At 63.3% G+C, this 21,001-nt stretch carries 15 protein-coding genes; 11 read left to right on the top strand and 4 right to left on the bottom strand.

Going from position 1 to position 21,001, the window contains the following annotated elements:
- Positions 1-279, top strand: a 279-nt coding sequence (locus OES25_16010) for a hypothetical protein (protein MDH3629145.1), incomplete at its 5' end; no start/stop codon positions are given.
- A gap of 153 nt (positions 280-432) precedes the next feature.
- Here OES25_16010 and OES25_16015 read toward each other — a convergent pair.
- Complete coding sequence (locus OES25_16015) at positions 433-2,340, bottom strand: PAS domain-containing sensor histidine kinase (GenBank protein ID MDH3629146.1); 1,908 nt, start codon at positions 2,338-2,340, stop codon at positions 433-435.
- A gap of 302 nt (positions 2,341-2,642) precedes the next feature.
- Between OES25_16015 and OES25_16020 the strand changes: the two genes are divergently transcribed.
- Entirely contained in the window at positions 2,643-4,268 is a 1,626-nt protein-coding gene (locus OES25_16020; protein ID MDH3629147.1) for a S8 family serine peptidase, read from the top strand.
- A gap of 26 nt (positions 4,269-4,294) precedes the next feature.
- Here OES25_16020 and OES25_16025 read toward each other — a convergent pair whose 3' ends face one another.
- Positions 4,295-5,680 (bottom strand): sigma-54 dependent transcriptional regulator, encoded by a 1,386-nt coding sequence (locus tag OES25_16025; protein MDH3629148.1) that lies wholly within the window; start codon positions 5,678-5,680, stop codon positions 4,295-4,297.
- A 6-nt stretch (positions 5,681-5,686) separates the two neighbouring features.
- Positions 5,687-7,267, bottom strand: a complete 1,581-nt coding sequence (locus tag OES25_16030) for a response regulator (protein ID MDH3629149.1) — start codon at positions 7,265-7,267, stop codon at positions 5,687-5,689.
- A gap of 341 nt (positions 7,268-7,608) precedes the next feature.
- On the opposite strand from OES25_16030, the gene OES25_16035 reads away from it, so the two are divergent.
- The 8 genes from OES25_16035 (at position 7,609) to OES25_16070 (ending at position 19,826) form a co-directional block, all read left to right on the top strand.
- The gene (locus OES25_16035; GenBank protein ID MDH3629150.1) at positions 7,609-7,986 is read left to right on the top strand and encodes a response regulator; all 378 of its coding nucleotides are present in this window, start codon (positions 7,609-7,611) and stop codon (positions 7,984-7,986) included.
- A complete protein-coding gene (locus tag OES25_16040; GenBank protein ID MDH3629151.1) occupies positions 7,983-10,013 on the top strand; it encodes a TonB-dependent receptor in 2,031 nt (676 codons plus the stop codon). The genes OES25_16035 and OES25_16040 overlap by 4 nt, the downstream gene beginning before the upstream one ends.
- A 3-nt stretch (positions 10,014-10,016) precedes the next feature.
- Positions 10,017-10,610 (top strand): YfiR family protein, encoded by a 594-nt coding sequence (locus OES25_16045; GenBank protein MDH3629152.1) that lies wholly within the window; start codon positions 10,017-10,019, stop codon positions 10,608-10,610.
- Between the two features lies 1 nt (position 10,611).
- Positions 10,612-12,171 (top strand): ATP-binding protein, encoded by a 1,560-nt coding sequence (locus OES25_16050; GenBank protein MDH3629153.1) that lies wholly within the window; start codon positions 10,612-10,614, stop codon positions 12,169-12,171.
- Positions 12,168-14,324: an EAL domain-containing protein gene (locus tag OES25_16055; GenBank protein MDH3629154.1), complete on the top strand. Its 2,157-nt coding sequence runs from the start codon at positions 12,168-12,170 to the stop codon at positions 14,322-14,324. The genes OES25_16050 and OES25_16055 overlap by 4 nt, the downstream gene beginning before the upstream one ends.
- A 133-nt stretch (positions 14,325-14,457) precedes the next feature.
- Complete coding sequence (locus OES25_16060) at positions 14,458-16,344, top strand: S8 family peptidase (protein MDH3629155.1); 1,887 nt, start codon at positions 14,458-14,460, stop codon at positions 16,342-16,344.
- Between the two features lie 229 nt (positions 16,345-16,573).
- Complete coding sequence (locus OES25_16065) at positions 16,574-18,298, top strand: S8 family peptidase (GenBank protein ID MDH3629156.1); 1,725 nt, start codon at positions 16,574-16,576, stop codon at positions 18,296-18,298.
- A 181-nt stretch (positions 18,299-18,479) separates the two neighbouring features.
- Entirely contained in the window at positions 18,480-19,826 is a 1,347-nt protein-coding gene (locus OES25_16070; protein ID MDH3629157.1) for a diguanylate cyclase, read from the top strand.
- Here OES25_16070 and OES25_16075 read toward each other — a convergent pair.
- Positions 19,823-20,233, bottom strand: a complete 411-nt coding sequence (locus OES25_16075; protein MDH3629158.1) for a hypothetical protein — start codon at positions 20,231-20,233, stop codon at positions 19,823-19,825. The genes OES25_16070 and OES25_16075 overlap by 4 nt on opposite strands.
- Positions 20,234-20,353: 120 nt before the next feature.
- Between OES25_16075 and OES25_16080 the strand changes: the two genes are divergently transcribed.
- Positions 20,354-21,001 (top strand): hypothetical protein (locus tag OES25_16080; GenBank protein MDH3629159.1); only part of this gene is annotated, 648 nt, incomplete at its 3' end.

Below are 21,001 nucleotides of genomic sequence, written 5' to 3' on the forward strand. Positions count from 1 at the left end.
CGCGGGATGTTTGCAGTCGACCTGGTACACAAATTGATCCGTCACAGCCAGGCCCATCACCGGCGCGAGACCATCGCCTTCGGTCGGAGGGTCGACTACACCGTGGGTCGACTCGCGCTCTTCGCCGTCTGGCGCAACTTCGTTAAACGAAGGTCCGAGAGGCGCGTGTCGCGGAGCTCGCCCGCGATGGATCTCGGGCTGACCGATCGACTCTGGAGTTGGGTTGATGTCCTGGCGGTGCGACTCTTCGAGCAGAGAGCAGAGTTGCCCACTACCTGAGCTGCGCCTGACGGCTCGCGACTGACTTCCCGGGACGCCCCCACAGGAGCGTCGCCCCATCCGTACTCGGAGTCGCCTTCAGATCCCGACCCGCGAGCCCTGTTCTGTCGAGCCCAGCCGCAATTAACGATCCACGTTGCAGAGGTCGGCTCGTTAAACCGGGATCTCCTCAGACGTGTCCGCCGGGACGGTGGCTGCCGCGAGGCCATCCGGCGCATGTTGAGGCAGTTGGATGGTGAACGTCGAGCCCCGGCCGAGTTCGCTTTCGACGGTGATGAAACCGCCCATCATCTCGCAGAACTGGTTGCTGATGACCAACCCCAGACCGGTCCCACCGTACTTGCGTGTCGTCGACGGATCCGCCTGGGTGAACGGCTTGCCGATGGTCTGCAGCTGATCGAGACTCATCCCGATACCGGTGTCGGCGACTTCGAACTTGATGACGGCAGGCCCCGGCTCGTCCTCTCGGGTGACGCGCAGGGCGATCGATCCGTTCCTGGTGAATTTCGCGGCGTTGGAGAGCAGATTGACCAGCACCTGCTTGGTCTTGGTCATGTCCGCGTACATGTCGCCGACATCATCGGCCTCGATGGTCAGCGTGTTGCCGTTTTCGACCACCAGGGGGTCGACCGTATGGATCGCGAGGCGCAAGACGTCTTCGACGTCGAAGCGCTCGAGGTGCTGTTCCATCCTGCCTGCCTCGATCTTGGACAGATCGAGGATGTCGTTAATCAGACCGAGGAGATGGGTACCGGAGTTGTGGATCTTGGCCAGGTCCTCGGACGCTTCGTCCTTCCCCTCGTCCTCGGCGATCTCCTGGAGAAGTTCGCTGTAGCCGAGTATCGCGTTCAGTGGGGTACGTAACTCGTGCGACATGTTGGCGAGGAACTCGCTTTTGGCCTGGCTGGCGCCCTCGGCGGCGTCTTTCGCGATACGCAGTTCCTCGGCCCGGCGTCGCTCCGTGATGTCGTCTGCGAGGACCAACCGGGCTTCCTGCCCGGCAAACGCAATACGGTGCGAGCGAGTCTCAACCCAGAACTGCGCACCCTCTTTGGTGCGGTGGATCAGGGTGCCCGGATCCTGGTCGGGTTCGCCGGGGTCGCCGGCCACTTCGTCGGACGAATCGCAGCCAATCTGGTCGATCGTCATCGAGAGGAATTCGTCGCGCGAGTAGCCGTAGCGGTCGATCGCCGCGTCGTTGACCTCGATGAACCGTAGCGTGTCGTCGGCATAGACCCACATCGGATGAGGGGAGGACTCGAACAGGGTGCGGTAGCGTTCCTGGCTTTCACGCAGCGTCACCTCGGTGCGCTTGCGCTCCGAGATCTCGCACTCCAGTTCCTCGGATCGCTCGGAGAGTTGCTGGGCGTGGCTCTTTTCCTGTTCCATCCGGCCGAGGTATCGCCGGTACGACCGATAGATCATATAGACCGCCGGTAGGATCATCAACGAGGACTGCCACCCCAGCGCGTGGGTCGTGAAACTGATCAGTCCGGCGACGACGGCGCCGACGAGGTAGTACGGAAACGTCCAGAAGTAGCATTCCTGCCACACGCGCCCCGTCGACTTGGTTTCCACCAACCCGATGATGAGCGAGACCGGGACGGTATTGGCGACGAAGAAGACGGTTGCCGTGAGCCCCAGCAACAACACGGGCGTAATGCTGCCATAGGACAGGTACCGGTGGTAGAAGAGCCAGGCTGCCGCCGACGAGAGCACCATGACGGACACGTTGAAGCCGACCTGCATCAGGCGCGGTCGCGACTTGGCTTGCCAGTAGAGCTGAACCAGCGCGCAACCGAAGCCGATCGTGAGCGTCTCCGCGAAAGCTAGCTCGACTGCCCCGATGAGGATGAAAAGGAAACTGACCGAGATCGTGCCACGGATACCTGGGAGATTGACTTTGAGAGTCGCGGCGAATAGCGCGGTCGCGAGCAGCCCGAGGAAGAACGGCCCGCGGCTGATCTGCCAGGTGGCGATCGCCGCCAAGTAGGTCGCGAAACCCATGGTGGTGAAGAGCGCGATGTAGACGCGCGCCCCGATTGAGAGTTTCTTACTCATAGCACCTTTGCCCAGTGCAAACTTAGAGCCAGGAGCGAAACGGGACAACCTCCGCATCATTTAAGAGGTTTCGAGGTCTCGTCGTGCTCATCGTGCAGGTCACGGTTCGGTCAGACTGACCGATTGGCGGACGGTTCGACTCGTTCCACGCCTCTTCAGATCACGGGAACGAACGGCGTCAAGCCAGGGGGGCAGCCACCCATGAGGTGGGAAGGGCCCGTTATCGCGGCACTTCGGCGACGGTCCCCGGTTCGGGAACGGTTCTTGCTTTGCCGTGTTCCGCAAGTTCTAGGAGCACCGAAATGCGACGACTGACAATCATTGGAATCATCCTGCTGCTGGCCGGCACCCTTCACGCGGCGCCGCGCAAAGTTTCCCGGGATGTCGATCGCGGCATCGCCGACGGAAACGTCGACGTGATCGTGCAGTTCAAGGAGCACCCGCGAGCCGAGCAACTGGAAGAGATGCGTGGCAAGGGTGCCGAGCTGAAAGCCGAACTTCGGTCGGTCCGTGGCGCCCTGTTCTCGATGCCCGCCGCGGCTCTCGAGGGCCTGTCGCACAACCCGAACGTCCGGTACATCTCGCCCGATCGCTCGTTGAACGGCGTTCTGGACTACTCCCTGGCCGCCGTCGGGGCGGAATACGCCGAGAAGTACGGATTCGACGGCAGCGGAATCGGCATCGCCGTCATCGACAGCGGCGTCTTCGCACACGATGACCTGGTCGATCCGGCTACGAATCGCTCCAAGGTCCGTTACAGCCGCAGCCTGATCGGAGGCTCGTCCGGTGCCGATCCGTTCGGGCACGGAACCCACGTGGCCGGCATCCTGGCTGCCCAGGGTTCCTCCCACGGGGTCGCCCCCGGAGCGCACCTGTTCGACCTGCGCGCACTCAACCCCGCCGGCGCCGGCACGGACAGTTCCGTGATTGCCGCCATCGACATGGCCATCCTCTACAAAGATAAGCTGAACATCCGTGTCATCAATCTGTCGTTGAGCCGCGGCATCTTCGAGAGCTACGAGCTCGACCCGTTGTGCCAGGCGGTCGAGGCTGCCTACGAAGCGGGCATCGTCGTCGTTGTATCGGCCGGCAACTCCGGTCGTTACGACAAAGACGGTCGCAAGGGATACGGGACGATCGGCTCGCCCGGCAACGACCCCTACGTCATTACCGTCGGCGCGATGAACGCGATGGGCACGTTCGGTCGGACCGACGATCTGATCGCCAGCTACAGCTCCAAGGGGCCGACGGCGATCGACCATGTGATCAAGCCGGATCTCGTGGCTCCCGGCAACAAGGTGGTCTCGCTCAACTCTCCCGGCTCGACCCTGGCCACGAACCGACCTCAGAAGGTCGTGGGCGGAAACCGCATCGAGGTCAGCGGCACGAGCATGGCGGCTCCGGTCGTCGCCGGCGCGGTTGCGCTGTTGCTGGAGCAGGATCCGTCGTTGACGCCGGACCAGGTCAAGGCACGGCTGATGAAGACCGCGTCGAAGGCTTTTCCGACCACCAGCACGGCGACCGATCCGGTCACCGGCGATAGCTACACCAGCCAGTACGACATCTTCACCGTTGGCGCCGGCTACGTCGATATCGCCGCGGCACTGAACAACTCCGAGACCAGTTCCGGCGTCGCGCTGTCGCCGAGCGCCTCCTACGACCCCGCGACCGGCATAGTGACCCTCGTGCACGGCAACTCCCTGCTCTGGGGCGACGGCGTCATCTGGGGCGACGCGGTCATCTGGGGCGACGGTGTCATCTGGGGCGACGCGGTCATCTGGGGCGACGGTGTCATCTGGGGCGACGGCGTCATCTGGGGTGACTCGGTCATCTGGGGCGACGGTGTCATCTGGGGCGACGGTGTCATCTGGGGCGACGGCGTCATCTGGGGCGATGCCTCCGACGCCAGCGCGGATGGAGACGAGTGATGAATCCTCGCGACGGCTTGCGCGGGCTAGGAGCTGCGGGAGATCCCGTAGCTTCGCAGCTTGCGGTACAGCGTCTTCGGGCTGACGCCCAATAGCTCCGCGGCCTTGCCGCGGTGCCAGCGGACCTGTTCCAGAATCGTCAGGATCTGCTCTCGCTCGATTTCCTTAAGACCCCGAGGCGCTGCGGGCGCCGGCGGGGCCACGGAAGCTGCGGCGCTCGATGCGCCGCCGCCCACGGTCACGGCGGGTGGCAACGGGGCGGCAAGCAACTCGGCCGGCAGATCCTCGGCGACGATGTCCGGCTCGCCGCCGATCAGCAACGCACGCTCGATCACATGTTTCAGTTCCCGCACGTTGCCGGGCCAGTCGTGCTTCGACAGCAGTCCGAGCACGTCTTTTGCAATCGGTTTGGGCGCCGCGAAGTGCTTTGCCAGCAACGGGATGTCTTCTCGTCGATCCCGCAGCGGAGGCAGTTCGAGTTGCAGGGCGTTGATCCGGTAGAACAGGTCGTTACGAAAGCGACCCTCCTCGATCTCTTGCTGCAGATCTCGGTTGGTTGCGGCGATCACACGCACGTCGGCGTCACAGCGTCGCCGACCGCCTACGCGGTAGAAAGTCTTCGTCTCTAGCACCCGCAGCAGCTTCACCTGCAGCCCGATCGGGATCTCGCCGATCTCATCGAGGAACAGCGTCCCTCGATGGGCCATCTCGAACAGGCCCGGGCGCGCCGCATCGGCGCCGGTGAACGCGCCCTTTTCGTGACCGAATAGTTCGCTTTCCAGGAGCGATTCAGGGATCGCGCCGCAGTTGATGTCCACGAAAGGAGCCTCGCGGCGCTCGCTGGCGTTATGGATCGCCTGCGCGGCGACTTCCTTGCCGGTCCCGCTCTCCCCGACGACCAGCACGGTTCCGTCGCTCGGGGCCAGACGACGGATCATCTTCTCGACTTCGGCCATGGCTGGCGACGCGTAGAGCAGCCCGCTGTTGCGCTCGTCGGCGAGCTTTCTCTTCATCGCGTCGTTGGAGCGACGGAGTACACGCTTCTCCGCGGCGCTCCTGAGGATCTGCTCGAGCGCGTCCAGCGGACACGGCTTGGTCACGAAATCGCACGCTCCGCGCTTCATCGCCTCGACCGCCGTTTCCACCGTGGAGTTGCCGGTCAGCATCACGGCTTCGGGCGCCGGCTCGATCTCGCGAGCCACCGCCAGCACCTCGAGGCCGTCCTTGCCGGGCATCCTGACATCGAGAAGCAGCACGTCGAATTCCTGCTTTTCGAGCACGGAGACCGCCTGGGTCCCGTCTTCCGCGATGGTGACCTGGAAACCGCGTTGGGACAGTTCCCGTGACAGGATCGAGCGCAGCCTGGGCTCGTCCTCGGCGATCAGTAATCGGATATTCTCGCTCTCCTGCATGGTTCTCTACCCTCGCACGATCGTAGGTTCGTTAGCTTGATGGATCTCGGAGTCCCCGGGGGGCACTTCGGCTCGCGGCAGCACGATCTTGAAACGGGTCCCGCGATCCAACTCGGACTCGACTTCGATCCGGCCGCCGTGGGATTGCACGATGCCGTAGCAGATCGACAATCCCAGGCCGGTTCCACGACCGATCGGCTTCGTCGTAAAGAACGGCTCGAAAATATTGGGCAGATCCGCCTTCGCGATCCCGCCGCCGGTATCGCCCACTTCGATCCACGATTGCTCCCCGGAGATACCGCTGGCCAAACGCAGAGTTCCGCCGTCCGGCATCGCGTCCAGGGCGTTGATGATCAAAGCGACCAGCACCTGCACGATGGCGTCCTCCTCGACTTCGGCTGCGGGCGCGTCGTCGTGCAATTCACACTGCAACTCGACTCGCTTGAACTGGTTGTGGTGTTTCATGACCTGCAACGCGCGCTCGACGATCGGGCCGAGTTCACACGGCTTACGGGTGTCCGACTTGACCCTGCTGAAGTCGAGCAGATCCTGGCTGATGTTCTTGGCGCGGAACGCCTCGTCCTTGATCGTCAGGAGGTACTCTTTGAACATATCGGCGTCGTCACCGGTCACGCCGAGCGTGTCGAGAGTTCGGCTCAGCGATTCGGCGCAGGCGACGATGATGGCCAGCGGGTTGTTGACCTCGTGAGCCACACCGGCGGCTAACCGGCCCATCGCGGCCATCTTGTCCGCGACGCGCAACGAGTGACGCATGCGGTGCTTCTCGGTGATGTCTTCACCGATGGTGATCGCGTGCGTCACTTCGTCGGGCGTCAGCCGCATGGGCACACGACGTAGGTGGTAGCGTCGCTTCTCACCGTTCACGGTCGTCTCGCGTTCGTCCTCGGTGCTCTCGCCGTGATCAAAGACGCGGTCGAGCAAGGCCTCGTTGGCGTCGCGATTCTCGATCGGCAGGATGTCGTAGAGATTCTGCCCCAGCGCACGCTCGCGCTGCAGACCGCGCGCGCCCCTCTCGCGGCTGCGGTTCCAGGCCACGACCGTGCGATCGCGGTCGATCACGTGCAGGCTGACGGGCAGCGAATCGACGATCTGGTTGGTAAAGCGCACCTGACGCTCCAGCGAAGCGGTGCGATCGGCGACGGTCTTCTCGAGAGACTCCGAGTGGGCCTTGATGGTGCGGTCCTGCTCACGGAGCTTCAACAGCGCCCGGACGCGAAACTGCAGCTCGCGCCAATCGACCGGCTTGGACAGGAAGTCGTCGGCCCCGGCGGCCAGGCCGTGGTTGCGGTCGTCCTGGCTATTCAACGCGGTCAGCAGGATCACCGGGAGGAACTCGTCCGGGGTGCGGCTCTTCAACTCGCGACAGGCGTCATGGCCGCTGACCTCGGGCATCATCACGTCCATGATCACCAGATCGATCGCGTGCCGTTCGAACGCCTCGATCGCGCGGGCCCCGTTGTCCGCCTCGACGCAATCGTAAACGGATTGCAGGCGGCGCCGGACGAGTTGTCGAGCGTCGACGTCGTCATCGACGATCAGCACTGTCTTGCGTTCGGTTTCGGTCATCCGCACCTCGAAGTAGAGCCGGGCCCGACATCGCGAAACATTGAGCTTCGCCGCCGTCGAGGCAAGGCGATTCGGACGATTCGACCGGCGTTCGGTCAACTTGACCTGGGCCTGCCGCCGAACCGCCCGTGGTGGAGCGGCCAAAACTGGGAGGATTTGGCCGAAATCCTCTCTGGCTTCGGCCTTGCAGATCGATTGCCAGGCGCTTGACTCGTTATCAAACGAACTGAATGTTCGACTGGGAGGAACCGAAAATCGATGACGAGCCGAGGGGTCACCCGGGGGTCTCCGTCATCAAAGTGGGCGATTTGAAGCGCGTACGTGAGAGCGAGAGGATACCCATGCCGAAGATTCTGTTGGTCGAAGACAACGAGATGAACCGCGACATGCTGTCGCGTCGTTTGCTGCGACATGGCTTTGAGGTTCTCATCGCGATCGACGGAATGCAAGGGCTGGAAATGGCGCATTCCGAGGCTCCCGACCTGATTCTGATGGACATGAGCCTTCCCGAGATCGACGGTTGGGAGGCGACACGAAGGCTGAAGGCGGACCCCGCGACCCAGCCGATCCCGATCATCGCGCTGACCGCCCACGCGATGGTCAGCGACAAGGAAAAGGCGATGCGGGCCGGCTGCAACGACTACGACAGCAAGCCGGTGGATCTGAAACGCTTGTTGAGCAAGATATCGGGCCAGCTCGGCGTGACGAGAGCGGAATGAAGCGATCACTGGCATGGTCCGCGATGCTGATCGGGGCACTCGCAATCGGCCCGCCTGTAACGGCCGAGGAACCGCCGGGCAACGTGGACCTGAGATCTCTCAGCCTGGAAGAGCTGATGCACGTCGAGATCACGTCGGTCTCAAAAAAGAGCGAGCGACTCTTCGACGCCTCCGCCGCGGTGTTCGTGATTACGAACGAAGACATCGAGCGCTACGGCGCCACGACGATTCCCGAGGCACTGCGCCTGGCACCGGGCCTCGAGGTCGCGCGTATCGACGGCAACAAGTGGGCCGTCACCTCGCGGGGGTTCAATGGTCAATACGCCAACAAGCTGCTCGTACTGATCGACGGCCGGACCGTCTATACGCCGTTGTTTTCCGGAATCTTCTGGGAAATCCAGGACGTATTCCTGAAGGATGTCGATCGCATCGAGGTTATCCGCGGCCCCGGTGCGACACTGTGGGGCGCCAACGCGGTCAACGGCATCATCAACATCATCACCAAGTCGAGTGCCGACACCCCGGGGAACCTGCTGCTCGCCGGGAGCGGGACGTTCGAAAGCGGGTTGGCCGGTTTTCGGCACGGCGGCACACTCGGCGATGCGGGCCACTATCGCGCCTTCGTCAAGTATCACCGGCGCGACGAGTTGGATCTGCCGACGGGGGGTTCCGGGGACGACGCATCCGAGACACTGCGCGTCGGATTCCGTGCCGACTGGAACGCGAGCGAGCGGGACAAGCTGACCGTGCAGGGCGACTACTACGACGGCGAGATCGGTCAGACCTATACCCTGATCGACTCGTTCATCCCGCCGTTCACCAGTAGCTTCGGTTTCGATGCCGAGGTCTCGGGCGCCAACGTTCTGGCGCGCTGGACCCACAACCACTCGGATACGACGAATCGCACGCTGCAGGTCTACTATGACCGGACGGAACGCGACGACGCGTTCGCCTCGGAAACCGGCAGCACCTTCGACGTGGAACTCCAGGGAGGGCGGACGCTGGGTAAGCATTCTCTGGTGACAGGCCTGGGCTACCGGCGCACAACGAGCGACATCCAGGGTAGCTTCACCTTCAGCACCGATCCACCGCGACGAAGCGACGATCTCTTCAACCTCTTCCTGCATGACGATGTGATGCTTCGTCCGGACCACCTGCGTTTGACGCTAGGTGCCAAGCTCGAACACAACGACTACACCGGCCTGGAGTTTCAGCCGAACGTCCGGCTGCTCTGGACACCCAACGATCGCCACAGCTTCTGGGCCGCCGCGTCGCGCGCGGTACGCACGCCTTCCCGCGGTGAGACCGAGGCACGGCTGCTGCTCGATGCGCTGCCTCCGGATACGGTCTTTCCCGGCGCCCCCAGCGCGTTGATCGCCTTCACGGGCAGCCCGGATGTGGACTCCGAGGACCTGCTGGCTCTCGAGGTCGGCTGCCGATTTGTCTGGCGCGACGAGCTCTCGCTCGATTTCACGACGTTCTACAACCGCTATGACTCTCTGATCAACCTCGAACCGGGGGCGCCGTTTCTCGAGCCGCAACCGGTGCCGTTATATCTGGTCTTACCCATGCTGCCCGACAACAAGAGCAGTGGTCACACCTTCGGCGCAGAACTGGTGCTGGACTGGCAGCCGCTGCCGCGTTGGCGCATCCGCACCAATCTCACAACGCTGCACCTGCACCTGAAACTCGACGCCGACAGCATGGCCGTCACGTCTCCGGATCAAGGCACGGAGGGCTGGAGCCCCGACTATCAGTGGTCCGTCCGGTCGTCCGTCGATCTACCGCACGATCTCGACTTCGACCTGTTCCTGCGACACGTCGACGAGCTGCCCACGCTGGGCGTCGAGCGCTACACCGCGCTGGACGGGCGACTGGCCTGGCGGGCGAGTCCCACGGTGCAAATCGAGCTGGTCGGTCGAAACCTGACGGACAGCGACAGCGTCGAGTTCGTCACGTCGTTCATCAATACCGCCTCCACGGTGCCCGGGCGCAGTGTCCACGCCACCGTGTTCTGGAGCTTCTAGAACGTGACACGGAGGCACGAGATCGCGCCCGGCACCCAGCGCTGGTTTGTTCCGGTGCTGGTGCTGATCGTTGCATTGACGCACTGGACGCCGGCCTCGACGGAGGCCTCGCCGACGGCATCCCTCCAGGACTTGAAAGCGGCCTACGTGGTCCAATTCTTGAGGTATGTCGAGTGGCCCGAGAAGCATCGAGCCGCCGAGGGGGAACCTCTCGTGATCGGCGTGGTCGGCGACTCGACGATGGTTGACGCGCTTGACCGGTTCGCCACCGAGACGATCGGCGGGCATCCGGTGCGAATCACAAACATCATTGTCGGCCAGGACGCGGAACGCTGCCATCTTCTGTTTGTGAATACCTCGAAACGTAACGTGGCACAAAGAGCCCTGCTTTCCGTCGAAGGGGCAGGCACGCTCACGGTCGGCGACACGAGAGGCTTTCTCGACTCCGGCGGCATGATCGAGTTGCGTATCGTTGACAACAGTGTCCGGTTCGAAGTCAACCTATCGCCTTCGAGGGATGCGGGGCTGAACATCAGTTCCAAGCTCTTGCGACTCGCGCTGCATGTCGACAATGCTGACGCCGCGGCGGTGAACTAGCATGCGACTCCTCCGCGATCTTCCGATTCAGAGTAAGTTCACGTGGATTTCGATGTCCATCTGCGTGGTGGCGTTGATGCTCGCCGGTGGAGCGCTGGGGTTCTACGAGGTCAGACAGTTCCGGCAATCACTGAACGATCAGTTGGATAGCCTCGGCGAGATCCTGGCCGCGAACAGTACAGCACCTCTGGAGTTCTCGGATCCGGCGGCCGGCGAGGAGACACTGGCCGGGCTGCGAGCCAATCGAACGATCATCGCAGCCGCGATCTATGATCGCGACGATCGTCTGTTTGCGCAGTATGCGCGAGACGACGCCGGCCCTATCGAGATTCCCCCCATCGCGCTGGACCCGACCCGGCACCACGAGGGCGGTCGCGTCAAGATGTTCTTGCCGATCATCTCGGACAGTCGGATGGTCGGCTCGGTTTATCTTGAAGCTGACCATCAGACCCTCGGGGCCCGCGCAAAAAGCTACTTTGCGTTGATGACCGCGGTCTTGTTCCTGGTCAGCCTGGTCGCCTACGCTCTGTCCCGATGGCTGCACCGCATCGTCTCGGCTCCGATCCTGGCGTTGGCCGAGAAAGCCACGCTGGTTACGGACCACAAGGACTATTCGATCCGAGCCGAACGCACGAGCGGCGACGAGATGGGAACGTTGATCGAGCGCTTTAACGAGATGATGGAGCAGATTGGTCAGCAAGATACCTCGCTGAAACGCGTGCACGACGACCTGGAACAACGCGTCGACGCACGCACTCGCGCGTTGAAAACCGAAATGCAGGACCGTGAAAAGGCGCAGGAAGAGTTATTCATGGCCAAGGAAGCCGCCGAGCAGGCCAACGTGGCGAAGAGCGTTTTTCTCGCCAACATGAGCCACGAGCTGCGAACACCGCTCAACGCGATCATCGGTTACAGCGAGATGCTCCAGGAGGACACCGATCAACTGGGGCAGCCGCAGTTGACGGCGGATCTCGAGCGGATCCACTCCTCCGGAAAGCACCTCCTGACGCTGATCAATGACGTCCTTGACCTGTCCAAGATCGAGGCCGGCAAGATGGAAGTGTACCCCGAGGTCTTCGATGTCATGGAGATCGTCCAGGAAGTCACCGATACGATCCGCCCGCTATCGGCCCAGAACGGCAACAGCCTGGAAGTGCACTGCGACCCGCAGCCGGAGATTACAGCGGATCGTACGAAGTTGAGACAGATTCTGCTCAACCTGTTGAGCAACGCCACGAAATTCACGGAAGGCGGCTCGATCGTCCTGGACGTGTTCACGCAGCCTGACGACGACGACGGCCGGATCTGTTTCCGCGTCAGCGACACGGGCATCGGCGTCAGCCAAGAGCAACTCCCGCAGTTGTTCAGCGCGTTTTCACAAGTCGATTCCTCAAAGACCCGCTCCAAGGGCGGAACGGGGCTCGGCCTTGCAATCAGCCGTCGTTACTGCCGCATGATGGGCGGCGATATCCTCGTGAGCAGCGAACCGGGTCGTGGGTCGACGTTCACGATCTTCCTACCCCAGCGAGTTGTCCAGACCCCTCAAGGAGCAATCAGATGACGCAGGACGGTCACCGCCCGGACGAAAACGGTACGATTCTCATCGTCGACGACAACGAGATGAACCTCGACATGCTGTCTCGGCGCATGCGACGGGCGGGCTATGACACGGTGTCGGTCGATAGCGGCCGCGAAGCGTTGCAGGCCGTCGAAGGCGGTGAGATCGACCTGGTGCTGCTCGATATCGAGATGCCGGAAATGAGCGGCCTCGAGGTGCTCAAGTGCTTGCGTAGCGGCCACAGCCGAACCGACCTTCCGGTGATCATGGTCACGGCGCGCACCGACAGCAAGGATGTGGTCGAAGCTCTGGACCTCGGCGCGAACGACTACGTGACCAAACCCGTGGACATGGCGGTGGCGCGTGCGCGCGTGCGCACACAGGTGGCTCTGAAGCGGGCCGAAGCGGCGGTTCATATCAGCGAGGAGCGCTACGCGTTGGCCGCCCGCGGGGCCAACGACGGTCTCTGGGACTGGGATCTGCTTCGGAACGAGGTCTACTTCTCGCCCCGCTGGTTCTCGATCCTGGGACTCTACGGCCAATCCGCCAGCAATCAACTGGCGTTGTGGCTCGATCGCGTCCATCCGGCGGATCTGGAGCGGCTGAAGCAGGCCATCGACGATCATCGCGAGGGACGCACTGTCCACTTCGAGAACGAACACCGTCTCCGACACCGGGACGAGGACTATCGCTGGGTGCTCACCCGCGGCGTCGGGATTCGCGACGCGTCCGGTCGCGTGACGCGAATGGCCGGTTCGCTGACCGACATCACCGAAAACAAGTTCGTCGATCCGCTGACCTCGCTCCCCAACCGGCTGCTGCTCAACGACCGGCTCGAGCGCAGCATCGAACGATCCCGGCGCGCCCCCGAGTCCCTTTCCGCGGTCATCCTGATCGACATCGACCGGTTCAAGGACATCAACGAAAGCGCCGGTCCCGGTGTGGGGGATCAGTTGCTGCTTACGATCGCCCGGCGACTGGAAGAGAACGTCCGCGAGGCCGACACCGTGGCCGCGAAGGGCCGCGTGCCGACGGTCGCGAGGCTGAGAGGCGACGAATTCATCGTGCTGCTCGAAGACATCAAGCACGCCGGAGATTCTCGGATCGTCGTGGAGCGCGTCCTCTCCGCGCTGGACGGACCGTACCGGATCGAGGGTAGGGAGATCTTCGCCAGCGTCAGCGCCGGCGTGCTGGAGGATCTCGGGAACAGCGGGAGCGTCGTCGACGTCCTGCGCGACGTGGATATCGTCCTACACCGGGCCAAGGCGCTCGGCGGCGGTCGCTACGCGGTGTTTGACGACTCCATGCGCGAGCACGTGATGCGTCGTCACGACGTCGAGAGCGGCCTGCGCCGAGCGATCGAGCGGGATGAACTGCGGCTGCACTATCAGCCGATCGTTAATCTCGCGGACGGCGCAATCCGCGGCTTCGAGGCCCTCTTGCGCTGGAAGCACGCGACTCGCGGCCTGATCAGCCCGGTCGAGTTCATCCCGGTCGCCGAAGAAACCGGTTTGATCGTGCCGATCGGCACGTGGGTGCTGAACGAAGCGTGCCGGCAGGCGCGGGAGTGGCAACGGGCGCATCCCACCGATCCGATACTGCTGATGAGCGTCAACCTGTCGATGAAACAGATTGCGGAGCCGGACTTCATCGAACACGTCAAGCGTGCGCTCGACGACACCGGTCTCGATCCGCGGGGCTTGAAGCTGGAAATCACGGAAAGCGTGGTGGTCGACAACGTGGAGCGCGTGGTCGAAACGCTGAACAACTTGCACGAACTGGGCATCGAAGTCTCGATCGACGACTTCGGCACGGGATACTCGTCGTTCGCCTACCTGCAGGAGCTGCCGGCGGACTGGATCAAGATCGACCGTTCCTTCGTCTCGCGTGTCGACAGCGACCTGGAGACCCCCCAGATCGTGCGCGCCATCGTGGAACTGGCCGGTCAACTGGGGATGGGGGTCATTGCGGAAGGCGTCGAAACCCACGAGCAGGCCAGACTGCTTGACCTGATGGGCTGCAAGTACTGCCAGGGCTTCCTCTACTCGAAGCCGGTCGAGGCTGACCAGGCTTCCGAGTTGCTCGACCGCGGGCTGGTCATGCCGGACGAGGCGGAGGTCGCGGTCCAACAACCGGTCGATCTGACCGAATCCTGATCCCTCTGCCCCTCTCGACCGCCGAGCATCCCGGCCAGTCTTCAGACTCCCCCGGATTCCGCTACCTGGCGGGTTGGCACGCAGGATGCAACCGGCAAGGCTGAAACAGGACTCCTACGAGAGGGCAGCCGCCGTGAGACGCATAAAGATCACCGCAAGCAACGCGATCTTCCTGGCGATGGCGCTGGGCGCCCTCGTCGTCATCGCGACGGGCGGGCAGGACCGTGAGGCCGACAGCTACATCGTACAGGGCTCCGATGCCGCGACCGTGGCGGCGGTGGTTCGCGCCCAGGGCGGCACCGTGACGCACGAGCTGGGAATCATCGACGCCGTCGCCGCGCGCCTGACCGAGGCCCAACGTGCCGCGATCGCGGCGCACGTGTCGGGGCTGCGAATCCATGACAATCGGGCGGCGACGGCTGCTGCGCGCGGCAGCGACAACCGCTCGGGCCGCCAGGCCATGACGGACAGTCCCGCGAACAACCTCATCCCCTACGCCGCGGCGCCGGTGCTGGTCTCCGCGGATCTGCTCCACGATCAAGGGATACGCGGCGCGGGAAGCACGATCGCGGTCCTCGACACCGGGATCAACGTGCGGATGGCCGTGCTCAACGATACGAACGACCACTGGAAACTCCTCGGACACTACGACGCGATCCTCGACGAAGAACCCAACAATATGATCAGCTTCCAGGGTAGCGACCTCAGTGGCCACGGGAGCCACGTGACGGCGTTGGCGCTGAGCGCGGACATCGACTCGACGCTGAACAAGTACACCGGCGTCGCCCCCGACGCGTCGCTGGTCGCCGTCCGCGCCTTCGACGAGAACGGACAGGGCACGTATGCCGACGTGATTCGAGGCCTCGACTGGATCGTGGCCAACAAAGACGTCTTCGGCATCCGCGTGCTCAATCTGTCGTTCAGCGCCCCGGCGTGCTCGCGCTACTGGGAAGATCCGTTGAACCTCGCCGTGATGCGCGCCTGGCAGGCGGGCATCGTCGTCGTCGCCTCGGCGGGAAATGGCGGTCCCGACCCGATGACCGTCGGCGTTCCGGGCAACAATCCCTACGTGATCACCGTCGGAGCCATGACCGACAACTACACGCCCGAAATCGCGAACGACGATTATCTGGCGAGCTTCTCCGCAGCCGGACCGACGACCGAGCGCTTCGTCAAGCCTGACCTGGTGGCCCCCGGCGGGCACCTCAAGGCGCCGATGGAGCTTCAGGACACGATCGTCAGCGAGCACCCCGAGTTCCACGATAGTTTCGACTACTTCACCATGTCCGGGACGTCTCAGGCGGCAGGGGTGGTCAGCGGGATCGTCGCTCTGATGCTCGAGTTCGACCCCTTGCTGACGCCCGACGACGTGAAGTGCAGGTTGATGGCGGCCTCCCGGCCCGCACGCGACCCCGAGGGCGCGTTGTTCTACAGCATCTTCCGGCAAGGCATGGGCCTGATCGACGCCTACGAGGCCGTGTATAGCGATGCAACCGGTTGCGCCAACCGCGGACTCGACATCGCACTCGACCTGTCTGATGAAGTTCACTACAGCGGCCAGGCCCGGCGCGACGAAGAAGGCAACCTCTACATCGAAGGTCTCGATGATCACGCATGGGACGGCAGCGGGTTGCTGGGCGACGGCGCCATCTGGGGCGACTCTGCGATCTGGGGCGACGCCGCGATCTGGGGCGACTCCGCGCTGTGGGGCGCCTCCGCCCTGTGGGGCGACTCTGCGCTGTGGGGCGACTCCGCGCTGTGGGGCGACTCTGCGCTGTGGGGCGACTCCGTCACGTCGACCGGCGACCTGATCGATGGCGATACGGTCGAACCGACGGCCGCGCCCGACCGACAGGACGTGGGCTCCGAAGGCTCGGGCGATGCCACCGTCGAGATCAAAGATCGCATTGCGATCGACGGCTTGGTTGAGCGGACGCGTGTGCGCCGTGAACGGGGCGCGCGCTCCAGAAGCTCGGGCGATGATGGCGTTGCGATCAACGTGTGGGTCGAGCAGCAGTAGCGTCATTTCTCGACAAAACAGGTCAGGCTGACCGAGAACCGGACGCGGCACCCACCGCGGCTTCACGTTCTCCACAATCCATGCCACGTTTCGCTCAGCAATTCGCCCACGGCTCCCACGTTTTTCTCGACGATGACGAAACCGTTGGCAGCGCTTCGTATGGCACGCGTCATGCGACACAACGGCCTAAACACAGAGCCCACAAAGCGACCCGAACGGGAGACACGCCATGAGTCACAAGAGCGCGATCACCGAAGGCCCATCGAAGCGCCTCGCGTCTTCGATTCTCTCCTGGACACTCGTCCTAACGCTGATCTTGGTTGCCGGCGCGTTCTCGCCGGTGATGGCCAAGTCGGACAAGCACATCAGCGACGCCGTGAGCGCACAGGCGCAGTCCGGCGAGCTGCTGCGGCTGATGGTGGCCTACGACGACCGTCCGGGCAATCTCGAGCGCAAACAGATCAAAGCCCTCGGCGGCAAGGTGCTGCGACAGTACAAGAAGATGAACCGGATGGCCGTCGAGCTGACCGCGGACGCCGCGGCGGTACTCGCCGAGCAGCCCGGCGTGGCCTGGGTGACCCTCGACCACAAGGTCCAGGCCAACATGGACGTGGCCAAGGATCTTGCCGGCGTGACCGAGGCGATCAAGGCGCCGAGCGGTTACGACGGAGCCGGCGTGACCGTCGCCGTATTGGACACCGGCCTGGATATGCACCTCGACATCCAGGACCAGAAAGTGTTCATGGTCGATGCTCTTCAGAACTTCCACATTGGTGGCACCTTCGACCAGTCCGGCCACGGCACTCACATCGCGGGTATCATCGCCGGTAATGGCTATGATTCGGACGGTTTCTACACCGGCGTAGCACCTAGTGCTTCGATCCTCTCCGTGCGGGTTCTGGACAGGTCGGGAGCGGGCTACGCCTCGGACGTCATCGCGGGCATCGATTGGGTCCTGGAACACAAGGACACGTACAACATCCGCGTGGCCAACTTTTCTCTGGGCCACTCCGTGCGGGAATCGATCGACACCGATCCTCTGGTCGCCGCCGTGGAACAGCTCTGGGACGCCGGAGTGGTCGTGGTCTGCTCGGCCGGCAACAACGGCCGTGACGGCTACTTCACCATCACGAGCCCCGGCAACTCGCCCAAGGTAATCACCGTGGGCTCACTCACGGACAAGAACACCCTGGACACTTCCGATGACTTCGTCTCGACGTTCTCCTCCCGCGGGCCCAGTCTCGGCGATCACGTGGTGAAACCCGACCTGATCGCCCCGGGTAACCGCATCGTCTCGCTCAGGGCGACGCAGTCCGAGTTGGACATGAACAATAGGGAACTTCGCGTCAAGGCCCCCGGAGCGAAAGGTCAGGGGCACTACTTCGAGTTGTCCGGCACCAGCATGGCCTCGGCCGTGGTCACCGGCGCCGTCGCGCTGATGCTCGAGGAAGAGCCCGGGCTGAACCCGGCGACCGTCAAGGCCCGGCTGATGCGTTCCGCGAAGAAGGTCTCGGGCAACCCGTTCGACGCCGGTGCCGGCGTGCTCGACATCGAAGGTGCCCTGGCCGAGACCGGTTTCGTCTTGGACGCTCCCTCCCCGCGGGCCTTCCGACACGAGGATCCCTCTGCCATCGGTGTCGAGGACACCGCGGTCCTGTGGGGCGACAGCACGTTCGGTCTGGCCGTGTTGTGGTCCGATGCGATCCTCTGGGGCGATGCGATGCTGTGGAGCGACGCGATGCTGTGGAGTGATGCGATCTTGTGGTCCGACGGCTTTCTCGACGCCGACGCGATGCTGTGGAGCGACGCGGTGCTGTGGAGCGACGCGATGCTGTGGAGCGATTCGGTCCTCTGGTCCGACGCGATGCTGTGGTCCGACGCGATTCTCTGGAGCGACGCGATGCTGTGGTCCGACACGACCCTCGAATCCAACTCGGCCCTGTGGGGCGACTGATCCCTTAACCTAACCGTCCATCCAACGCCCGGAGCGCTCCAGCGTTTCGGGCGTTTTTTCGTGTTTTGGTGGATTTGGCGCGATTTTCCGACGGACCGCTTGACCTGGCCCGTCTGGACACCAAATTCGATATGAGGGGTACTCCCGGGGACTCGGGGGACGGCCCTTCGATGGTAGGTCGATGAACGACGTTGCAAAGCCCGACACTCGGTCGAGCGGGAGGTTCCTGCTCGCCTTTGTCATCGGGGTGGACATCCTGGCGATCGGGGCGGTTCTCCAACTTCCGCTTGTGGATCTCCAGCGCGCGCCGCTGACGCTGTTCTTGATGCTCGCCATCTCCGCCCTGACCGGTTTTCGGCCGATCCACATCCATCCTCTCCGGACGACCGTGTCGGCCTCGGACCCCTTTCTCCTCGCCAGCATCGCCGCTCTCGGCGGTATTCCCGCGTTGCTCGTCGGGCTGATCAGCATCCTCAGTTCCATGATCGGCGCGAAGATGCGTTTTGACGCTACGAGGACGCCGTTCAACTTCGCAGCAGCGGCGGTCTCGATCACCGCGGCTTCGTGGATCTTCGAGTCTCTCGTTTCCGGGACCAGCGTTCTTTCGCAAGTGCTTCCGCTGGCCGCGGCGACGACGGTCTATTTCCTGATCAACTCGATTCTGGTCTCCATCGCCATCTCGATCGAAAGGAAGTCTTCGTTCGTCTCGACCTGGGCGCGCACGAGCCTGTGGACAGCGGCAACGATCTACTGCGCGATGACCCTTGCCGTGGCTCTACTGTTCGTCATGGAGGTTGCGGGACCCGCGGCACTGGTCCTGGGCGTGCCACCGCTGTGGTTGTTCATCGCCTACTATCGGAGCCGTCGCGACCACTTGCGTGAACAGCAAAACAGGATGGACCAGATCCTCGAAAGCAATCAGCGGCTCGAAGAGGAAGTTCGTGCTCGAACGGCGCAACTGGCCGCCAAGGTGGACGAACTCGAAAGGGCCAGAAACCACCTGCGGGAACTGGCCCACACGGATGAGCTGACGTTGCTCGCCAACCGCCGCCGGTTCCAGCACTACCTCGCCCGCGAGCACAGTCGGTCGAAGAGGTTCGATCACCCGTACTCGCTCTTGCTCATCGACATCGACCACTTCAAGAAGGTCAACGATAATTTCGGTCACCCGATGGGAGATCTTGTCCTACAGCAGTTGGCGGCCCTGCTGGAAGAGAACGTCAGAAGCACCGATCTGGCCGCACGGCACGGCGGTGAAGAGTTCGCCATTGTTCTCGCGGAGACGACCCTGTCGGGAGGACTGAAGCTGGCCGATCAACTGTGCCGCCTCGTCGGCGAGCATGTCTTCGGCGCGGGCGATGGCCTCGGTCCCGGTCGGATCACCATCAGCATCGGCGTGGCCAGCTTTCCCGAGGACGCCGACGCCCTGGACGAGTTGGTCTCGACGGCCGACCAGCGACTCTATCGGGCGAAAGAGGCCGGTCGAAACCGAGCCGTGGCCTGTGGGTTCGTGGGCGAAACGGGCTAGTCGCTCTCACGAACCAGGCGCATCGTCTCGCCGGACTCCTCGTCGAACTCCGTCGGGCGCGGGTCGCCGGGCTCCGGTGCGCGGATCTCGATAACATCGCCGACCCAGCGGAAGATGCCTGTGCTCGTCTTGTCCACGTGGTTGCAGTCGCATTCCCGGATGATGAAGTCGAATCGGGCCGGGTCGGCCTCGGTGTCGATGACGATCTCTCCCTTGTACCACTGCTCACCCTGGACCGCGTGGAACCGACCTCCCGAGAACTCCATCTCGTAGACCGAGGACGGGGAGGTTGTGTACTCGGCCCGCCAGCGGCCGTCGAAACGCGAGGCCTCGTCGCAGGCCACGTAGGTCGACAGGGCGAGAAAACCGAGAAGTAACAGTGTCAGCGTACGGGTTGTATTGCTCATGACGCTCATTCTACGTCGAAGGGGCGCGACCCGAAGTGAATCTCCCCGGGGGAATACGCGATCCGGCGTACAATCGTGAAGTCCGGTGGAATCAGCGGACTCCAACTTGGGGGCATCCTTATGAAAAGTCGAATCATCCTGGTCGCTTGCTGCCTTATTGTTAGCGTGCCGTCGCTCGCGTCGGACCTGGAAACCGGAGCTCAACTCTTCGACGGGTTGGGCAGCTATCACCGAGACTTCACCGCGTCCTCCGACGAGGCTCGACAATACCTGGACCAGGGCATGATCTGGCTTCAGGCTTTCAACTACGACGAGGCCGAGCGTTCGTTTCGTGAGGCGGCGCGACTGGATCCCGAATGCGCTATGGCGTGGTGGGGCGTCGCGTTGGCCGCCGGTCCCAGTTACAACCATCCACAGATGGACGAGCAGCGTGCAGAGATCTGCTGGGATGCGCTACAAAACGCCGAGGCTCGCATCGACAACACGTCGCCGGTCGAGCGCGCCCTCATCGAGGCGCTGGGCACGCGTTTCGAGATGCCCTATCCGTTTGACGACGACTCGCACCTCGATCAAGCCTATGCCGACGCGATGGGCAAGATCTGGGAGCGGTTTCCCGAGGACGCGGACGTCGGCATGTTCTATGCCGAGGCCCTCATGGTTCGCACGCCCTGGCAGCTCTACAACATCGACCGCGAGCCGGCGGAGGACACGCCCATGATCGAGGCGCTCCTCGAGCAGGTGTTGGAGCTGAAACCGGACCTGGCCGGT

The organism is Acidobacteriota bacterium (assembly GCA_029861955.1).
GTDB lineage: Bacteria > Acidobacteriota > Polarisedimenticolia > Polarisedimenticolales > Polarisedimenticolaceae > JAOTYK01.

Coding starts and splice junctions, on each gene's coding strand:
- OES25_16015 (MDH3629146.1), bottom strand. CDS start 2,340: ATGAGTAAGAAACTCTCAATCGGGGCGCGCGTCTACATCGCGCTCTTC.
- OES25_16020 (MDH3629147.1), top strand. CDS start 2,643: ATGCGACGACTGACAATCATTGGAATCATCCTGCTGCTGGCCGGCACC.
- OES25_16025 (MDH3629148.1), bottom strand. CDS start 5,680: ATGCAGGAGAGCGAGAATATCCGATTACTGATCGCCGAGGACGAGCCC.
- OES25_16030 (MDH3629149.1), bottom strand. CDS start 7,267: ATGACCGAAACCGAACGCAAGACAGTGCTGATCGTCGATGACGACGTC.
- OES25_16035 (MDH3629150.1), top strand. CDS start 7,609: ATGCCGAAGATTCTGTTGGTCGAAGACAACGAGATGAACCGCGACATG.
- OES25_16040 (MDH3629151.1), top strand. CDS start 7,983: ATGAAGCGATCACTGGCATGGTCCGCGATGCTGATCGGGGCACTCGCA.
- OES25_16050 (MDH3629153.1), top strand. CDS start 10,612: ATGCGACTCCTCCGCGATCTTCCGATTCAGAGTAAGTTCACGTGGATT.
- OES25_16055 (MDH3629154.1), top strand. CDS start 12,168: ATGACGCAGGACGGTCACCGCCCGGACGAAAACGGTACGATTCTCATC.
- OES25_16065 (MDH3629156.1), top strand. CDS start 16,574: ATGAGTCACAAGAGCGCGATCACCGAAGGCCCATCGAAGCGCCTCGCG.
- OES25_16070 (MDH3629157.1), top strand. CDS start 18,480: ATGAACGACGTTGCAAAGCCCGACACTCGGTCGAGCGGGAGGTTCCTG.
- OES25_16075 (MDH3629158.1), bottom strand. CDS start 20,233: ATGAGCAATACAACCCGTACGCTGACACTGTTACTTCTCGGTTTTCTC.